Below are 7,569 nucleotides of genomic sequence, written 5' to 3' on the forward strand. Positions count from 1 at the left end.
TATCTGAACTCACAATTTTCCCCTGTGGGAGCGAGCCAGCTCGCGATAGCGGAGGGTCAGTCAACATCATCGTTTCTGACACACCGCCTTCGCGAGCAGGCTCGCTCCCACAATGAACGAGGCCCCCTCATGAACAACGCTCTGAACCAGTTGCAGCCCTATCCGTTCGAGAAGCTCCGCGCCCTGCTCGGCAGCGTCACGCCAAACCCGGAAAAGCGCGCCATCGCGCTGTCCATCGGCGAGCCGAAGCACCGTTCGCCAAGCTTTGTCGCTGAAGCCCTGGCAAGCAATCTGGATCAGATGGCCGTGTATCCGACTACCCTCGGAATCCCGGCCCTGCGTGAAGCTATCGCTGCATGGTGTGAACGCCGCTTCAGCGTTCCGACCGGCTGGCTCGACCCGGCGCGCAACGTGTTGCCAGTCAATGGCACCCGAGAGGCACTGTTTGCCTTCACCCAGACCGTGGTCAACCGTGGCGAAGACGCGCTGGTGGTCAGCCCGAATCCGTTCTATCAGATCTACGAAGGCGCGGCGTTCCTCGCCGGGGCCAAGCCGCACTATCTGCCGTGCCTGGACGAAAACGGCTTCAACCCGGATTTCGACGCTGTCTCGCCGGACATCTGGAAACGCTGCCAGATCCTGTTCCTGTGCTCGCCAGGCAACCCGACCGGCGCGCTGATTCCGCTCGACACCCTGAAAAAACTGATCGCCCTGGCTGACGAATACGACTTCGTGATCGCCGCTGACGAATGCTACAGCGAGCTGTATTTCGACGAACAGACACCGCCGCCGGGCCTGCTCAGCGCTTGCGTGGAACTGGGCCGCAAGGACTTCAAACGCTGCGTGGTGTTCCACAGCCTGTCCAAGCGCTCCAACCTGCCGGGCCTGCGTTCAGGTTTTGTCGCCGGTGACGCCGACATCCTCAAGGGCTTCCTGCTCTATCGCACCTACCACGGCTGCGCCATGCCCGTTCAAACCCAACTGGCCAGCGTCGCCGCGTGGAATGACGAAGTACATGTGCGCGCCAACCGTGCGCTGTACCGCGAGAAGTACGATGCGGTGCTGGCAATCCTCAGCCCGGTGATGGATGTGCAGCGTCCGGACGGTGGTTTTTACCTGTGGCCGAATGTTGAAGGCGATGACGAGGCGTTCTGCCGTGATCTGTTTGTGGAAGAACACGTGACCGTGGTGCCGGGTTCTTATCTGTCCCGCGCAGTTGATGGCTTCAACCCGGGCGCAGGCCGTGTACGCTTGGCGCTGGTTGCGCCACTGGCAGAATGCATAGAAGCCGCAGAACGCATCCGCGCCTTTATTACGCGCCATAAATAACACTGACACCCCGAGCCATACCCCATGGCGCGGGGCTTGTTTATAAAGCCGAACTCACCCCGTTACAGACATTCAAATTACTTGAATGCACTTCTTACCAGTAGCACTTCTGCATACTCGAAATAAAAGAAACCACCCAGTATATATAGCCACTCCTAACTATATAACCACACAAAAAACCTTTAGCATTCACAACGCACAACACAACACCTTCAAACCAAAACATACTGAAACACCACAATATTCGCTACTTGTCTTTATATCGATTACTACTTATCGAACGCAGAACACATGTAACTGCCATGCGAGCAGTTTTTTTGCGTCTTAAAAACATCAAAATATTTAAACACCCACAAGTAGCAATAATATATGAATATCCCAAAACCCTGCTGCCGCACTTACGGCCTCATCGATGCCGGCTCTACTACTAACGCCTCCGAAGCACTCGATCACGAGGCTATTGGCAACTCCCTTTCCCGCACGACACGAAGCGTCGCGGCGCCCGCCAAATTCTGGACCAACGGCCAAACGCTGCGCATTGCTATCACACGCTATGACGAAGCCATGTTCCAGACCGTCGTCGCCGCCATCAACCAATGGGCGCCCCACGTAAACCTGAACTTTGAATTCATCGAGCTGGACGATAACGACGAGTTGTATGACGGGGACATACGAATATTACTGTCTCACTTCAAAGATGGCGCAGGCAGCTCTGTCATTGGGACAGACGCACGAGACATTCTCCCGCACCTGCCCACAATGATACTGGGCACCGACTACCAATCTTCTTTTTTCACGGTAGCTGCCATGCATGAGTTCGGCCATGCACTAGGGGTTGAACATGAACATCAGCATCCCGACGCGCCACTGGACTGGAATTTATCCGCTCTCTATCGCGAATTCAAAGAACACGGCTGGACCGAAGAAGAGATTTACCGGAATGTCCTGAAAAAATTTGATTACAGCCACACCCGGCAAACACCCTACGACCCGAAATCAATCATGCACTACGCCTTTCCTGCGAGTGTCATGTGGGACAAGATCGAAGTCCCTCAAAACAACCAACTGTCCGAGCAAGATATCAAGTTCATCAGCTCGGTTTACCCACGCTGAAAACCGTCAGGTCGCCCCTTCGCTCATGCCTTCACTTGACCCAGGTTGGCCTCACTCAAATCCAGCTCACCCAACACTTCTCGCAACACGTCATCACCAATCTGGTGATGACGACTGAGTTTGTACAACTCCAGGCGCTGCGCTCGCAGCGCCTTCAACCGCAGACGCCGCTCCAGCAAGTCCATCTGAAATGCCAATGCCTGGGCCTCGGCCGAGTCATTGAAGACCTCCAGTTGATGCCGATATTCGGACATGATCCGCGCTTTGAGTTCGACGGCCAACGCGGCCTCGGCCGCATCCGCAGGCTTGGCTTCCTCGACTTCCAGCGCATGAATCGCCGCTTCAGCGGTTTTGCGCCAGGCATCACGCACTTCATTGCGGCGCTTGTCGTCAGGGCTTTTTTCGATGCCGCGCAGCAATAGCGGCAAAGCGATGCAGGCGGAGATCAGGGACAGCAGAATCACCCCGGCGGCGATGAAGATCAGCAGATCCCGCTCGGGGAATGCGTCGCCGCCCATCAGCAGCGGCACCGAAAGCACGCCTGCCAGTGTCACCGCCCCGCGTACGCCACCGACCGTCAGCAGCCAGCAGGAGCGCGCGGTCGGCACTTGAGTCACTTCGCCTTTACCGCGCAGGCGTCGCAGCAAAACAGACAAGCGCCAGATGCTCTGCACCCAGACAAACCGCAACAACAGCAGCACCAGAAAAATCGCCACTACGTCCAGACAGCGATACAGCAACGTCGGCCATAGCGAGGTTTCGTGGCTGACCACCGCCTTGATGATGTCCGGCAGTTGCAATCCCAGCAGCAGGAAGATCAAGCCGTTGAAAGCAAACTCAAGCAACGACCAGACGCTGCGGTTGAGCAATCGAGTGCTGGTCTGGCGCGGGAGCAGGTCGAGCCAGCTCTGCATCATCCCCGCAGCCACGGCGGACAAGATGCCGGAAGCGCCAAGACGCTCAGCCAGCACATAAGCCGCGAACGGCAGCAGCAACATGAACACCACATGCGTCGCCGGATCATCCCAGCCGCGAGCGATCATCCAGGAACGCAGGCGTCCCACCAGCCAGCTCAAGGCCACACCGACGGCCAGGCCGCCGAGCGCCACCAGCACAAAGGTCACACTGGCATTCGCCAGCGAAAACACCCCGGTCACCGCTGCGGCCAACGCAAACTTGAACGTCACCAGGCCCGTGGCATCGTTCATCAACGCCTCGCCTTGCAGCATGTGCATCAGCGGCGTCGGCAAGCGGTTCTGGGAAATCGCCGAGACCGCCACGGCATCCGTCGGCGACAGCACGGCCGCCAGCGCAAAGGCCACCGGCAGAGGAATACTCGGCAACAACCAATGTATGAAATAGCCAGCACCGACCACCGTAAACAACACCAGCCCCACCGCCAGGGTAAGGATCGGCCCGCGCAGGCGCCACAGTTCACGTTTGGGCATACGCCAGCCGTCGGAGAACAGCAGCGGCGGCAGGAACAGAAAGAGGAACAATTCCGGATCCAGCGCCACATGCAAACCCAGGGTCGGCCAGGCGAGCAACGCACCCGCGGCAATTTGCACCAAGGGCAACGGCAGCGGGATCACCCGTCCGATCAGGCGTGAAAGGCCCACCAGCATCAGCAGGATCAGGACGGTGTAGGCGGTTTGCATAAAGCGCGGTTCCCAGGTAATCGACAGCATTGAAGTGCCATATTAGCCGCTTAGACTGCGGGCTGACCGTTGCACCAATGTCGCATCACCCTGAAACAGCGCAAACCCAGCGGGCTTACGATGACTAAACGACCGCGGCCGCCGCGAAACCGTCCGGTCATGGCATAATCCTTCACCTTTTATTTCCAGCACCTGCAAAGGGGGCAATTCCTTGACCGTTTCAAGCAAAACGTTGCACCTTTTCGGCATCAAAGCCTGCGACACCATGAAAAAGGCGCGCACCTGGCTCGATGAACACGCTGTCAGCTATGACTTCCATGATTACAAGACGGCCGGAATCGACCGTGAACACCTGACCCAATGGTGCGACGAGCACGGCTGGCAAGTGGTGTTGAACCGTGCAGGCACGACCTTTCGCAAGCTCGACGACGAACGCAAAGCCGATCTCGACCAAGCGAAAGCGATCGAACTGATGCTCGCACAACCCTCGATGATCAAGCGCCCGGTGCTCGATCTCGGTGACCGAACCCTGATTGGCTTCAAGCCAGATATCTACGCGGCGGCGCTCAAGTAAGCCTGCCCGTTCAATTTTGTTAGAGGTATTTACATGTCCACTACCCTGTTCAGCCTGGCCTTTGGTGTCGGCACTCAAAACCGTCAAGGCGCATGGCTGGAAGTGTTTTACGCACAGCCACTGCTTAACCCGTCGGCCGAACTGGTCGCGGCCATCGCGCCGGTTCTGGGCTACACCGAAGGCAATCAGGCCATCGCCTTCACTACCGCCCAAGCCTCGCAACTGGCTGAAGCGTTGAAAGGCGTCGACGCGGCACAAGCCGCCCTGTTGACCCGTCTGGCCGAGAGCCACAAGCCGCTGGTCGCGACCATCCTGGCCGAAGACGCTCAACTGACTTCCACGCCTGAGGCTTACCTCAAGCTGCACCTGCTGTCCCATCGTCTGGTCAAGCCGCACGGCCTGAACCTGGCGGGCGTGTTCCCGCTGCTGCCGAACGTAGCCTGGACCAGCCAGGGTGCCATCGACCTGGCCGAACTGGCCGAACACCAACTGGAAGCCCGTCTGCGCGGCGAGCTGCTGGAAGTGTTCTCGGTAGACAAGTTCCCGAAAATGACCGACTACGTGGTTCCGGCCGGCGTGCGTATCGCTGACGCGGCACGAATTCGTCTGGGCGCCTACGTCGGCGAAGGCACCACCGTGATGCACGAAGGTTTCGTCAACTTCAACGCCGGCACCGAAGGCCCGGGCATGATCGAAGGCCGCGTTTCCGCTGGCGTCTTCGTCGGCAAGGGTTCTGACCTGGGTGGCGGTTGCTCGACCATGGGCACCCTGTCGGGCGGCGGCAACATCGTGATCAAGGTTGGCGAAGGCTGCCTGATCGGCGCGAACGCCGGTATCGGCATTCCGTTGGGCGATCGCAACACCGTCGAGTCGGGCCTGTACGTGACCGCCGGTACCAAAGTCGCACTGCTGGACGAAAAAAACCAGCTGGTGAAAGTCGTGAAGGCCCGTGAACTCGCTGGCCAGCCTGACTTGCTGTTCCGTCGCAATTCGGAAACCGGTGCCGTGGAATGCAAAACCCACAAATCGGCGATCGAACTGAACGAAGCGCTGCACGCTCACAACTAAGCGGCGTCACACGGATTACCCTGTAGGAGCCAAGCTTGCTCGCGAAGGGGCCCTTGAGGCCGCCAAAAGCTTCGCGAGCAAGCTTCGCGCCTACAGGTTCGGCGTAGACCAGACCATCAGGTCAGGTGTTCACCCGCCCATGTTGACCAGGGCCCGACAGCATGATGATTCTCTCTCCCTGGCGCGCCGACTTTCCGGCTATCGCCGCGCTCCAACGGCAAGACCAGACCTATCTGGATAACGCCGCCACCACGCAAAAACCTCAAGCCTTGCTGGATGCGCTGACGCATTACTACGCCAACGGCGCGGCCAACGTACATCGGGCGCAACACTTGCCCGGCGCCCATGCCACCCAGGCATTCGAGGGCAGCCGCAGCAAAGTCGCGCAATGGCTGAATGCCGGCGATTGCGGGCAGATCATCTTTACTCACGGCGCGACCTCCGCGCTGAACCTCCTGGCCTATGGCCTTGAGCACCTATTCAATCCGGGCGATGAGATTGTCATCAGCGCCCTGGAGCATCACGCCAACCTGCTGCCGTGGCAGCAACTGGCGCACCGGCGCGACTTGAAACTGGTGGTCCTGCCATTGAACGCCGACGGGGTGATCGACCTCGACGCCGCCACGCAGTTGATCGGCCCACGAACCCGTTTGCTGGCGGTCAGTCAGCTGTCGAATGTGCTCGGTGTCTGGCAGCCGTTACCCGCCTTGCTGGCGATGGCCAAGGCGCACGACGCGTTGACCGTGGTCGATGGCGCGCAAGGCGTGGTTCATGGTCGGCATGACGTGCAGGCGCTGGGTTGCGACTTCTATGTATTTTCCAGCCACAAACTCTATGGCCCCGACGGTCTGGGCGTGCTGTTCGGTCGCCATGAGGCGCTGAAACAACTGCGCCATTGGCAGTTCGGCGGTGAAATGGTGCTGGATGCGGATTACCACAGCGCACGCTTTCGCCCTGCGCCTCTGGGTTTCGAGGCCGGTACTCCGCCGATTGCCGGTGTGATCGGCCTGGGGGCGACGCTGGATTATCTCGCGGGGATTGATCAGGACGCGGTCTCGGCCCATGAAGCGGCGCTGCATGACTATTTATTGAAAGGGCTTGAAGCGCGCAATGGCATTCGACTGCTGGGCAAACCGCAATTGGCGTTGGCCAGTTTTGTCGTCGAGGGTGTGCATAACTCTGACCTGGCGCATTTGCTGACCGAACAGGGCATCGCCGTGCGCGCCGGTCATCACTGTGCGATGCCGTTGCTCAAAAGCTTCGAACTGGCCGGGGCGATCCGGGTGTCGTTGGCGCTGTACAACGACTCCGAAGACCTCGAACGGTTCTTTGAAGCGCTGGATCAGGCGCTGGAGTTGTTGCGATGAGCTTACCGGCTGATGCCGTCATGGCACTCGACACCTTTCAGGCTGCCGCCGGTTGGGAGCAGCGGGCGCGGCTGCTGATGCAATGGGGCGACCGTCTGCCTGCGTTGAGTGATGTGGATAAAGTCGACGCCAACCGCGTGCATGGCTGTGAAAGTCAGGTGTGGCTGGTGGGTTCGTTGAATGACGGTCACTGGCAGTTTGCAGCGAGCAGCGATGCGCGGTTGATTCGCGGGTTGGTGGCGTTGCTGCTGGCGCGGGTCAACGGCTTGTCGGCGGATGAGTTGCGCCAGGTGGATTTGCCGGAGTGGTTCAATCAGCTTGGGCTTTCGCGGCAACTGTCGCCTTCGCGCAGTAATGGCCTCAATGCAGTGCTTCAGCGGATGAATGAGTTGGCTGGTTAATCGCCATCGCGAGCAGGCTCGCTCCCACATTGGAACGCGTTCACCTGTGGGAGCGAGCC

At 59.1% G+C, this 7,569-nt stretch carries 7 protein-coding genes; 6 read left to right on the top strand and 1 reads right to left on the bottom strand.

The window, feature by feature from the left end:
• Nucleotides 1–129: 129 nt before the first annotated feature.
• Nucleotides 130–1,329, top strand: coding sequence for a succinyldiaminopimelate transaminase (gene dapC, locus QMX98_RS29990; protein WP_077748327.1), 1,200 nt, complete (start codon nt 130–132; stop codon nt 1,327–1,329).
• Between the two features lie 369 nt (nt 1,330–1,698).
• Nucleotides 1,699–2,442, top strand: a complete 744-nt coding sequence (locus QMX98_RS29995) for a M12 family metallopeptidase (RefSeq protein WP_282411835.1) — start codon at nt 1,699–1,701, stop codon at nt 2,440–2,442.
• 23 nt (nt 2,443–2,465) lie between these two features.
• On the opposite strand, the gene QMX98_RS30000 is transcribed toward QMX98_RS29995, so the two are convergent.
• Nucleotides 2,466–4,100 (bottom strand): Na+/H+ antiporter, encoded by a 1,635-nt coding sequence (locus tag QMX98_RS30000; protein ID WP_200667794.1) that lies wholly within the window; start codon nt 4,098–4,100, stop codon nt 2,466–2,468.
• 211 nt (nt 4,101–4,311) lie between these two features.
• On the opposite strand from QMX98_RS30000, the gene QMX98_RS30005 reads away from it, so the two are divergent.
• The 4 genes from QMX98_RS30005 to QMX98_RS30020 all read left to right on the top strand — a co-directional run bounded on the left by QMX98_RS30005 (nt 4,312) and on the right by QMX98_RS30020 (nt 7,510).
• The gene (locus QMX98_RS30005; protein ID WP_010462846.1) at nt 4,312–4,674 is read left to right on the top strand and encodes an ArsC family reductase; all 363 of its coding nucleotides are present in this window, start codon (nt 4,312–4,314) and stop codon (nt 4,672–4,674) included.
• Between the two features lie 33 nt (nt 4,675–4,707).
• Nucleotides 4,708–5,742, top strand: a complete 1,035-nt coding sequence (dapD, locus tag QMX98_RS30010) for a 2,3,4,5-tetrahydropyridine-2,6-dicarboxylate N-succinyltransferase (protein WP_077748325.1) — start codon at nt 4,708–4,710, stop codon at nt 5,740–5,742.
• Nucleotides 5,743–5,903: 161 nt separating this feature from the next.
• On the top strand, nt 5,904–7,109 hold the full coding sequence (locus QMX98_RS30015) for a cysteine desulfurase (protein ID WP_282411836.1): 1,206 nt from the start codon (nt 5,904–5,906) through the stop codon (nt 7,107–7,109).
• Complete coding sequence (locus tag QMX98_RS30020; protein WP_010462851.1) at nt 7,106–7,510, top strand: SufE family protein; 405 nt, start codon at nt 7,106–7,108, stop codon at nt 7,508–7,510. The genes QMX98_RS30015 and QMX98_RS30020 overlap by 4 nt, the downstream gene beginning before the upstream one ends.
• The last annotated feature ends 59 nt before the right edge of the window (nt 7,511–7,569 follow it).

The organism is Pseudomonas sp. PS02303 (genome assembly GCF_029959925.1).
GTDB lineage: Bacteria > Pseudomonadota > Gammaproteobacteria > Pseudomonadales > Pseudomonadaceae > Aquipseudomonas > Aquipseudomonas mandelii.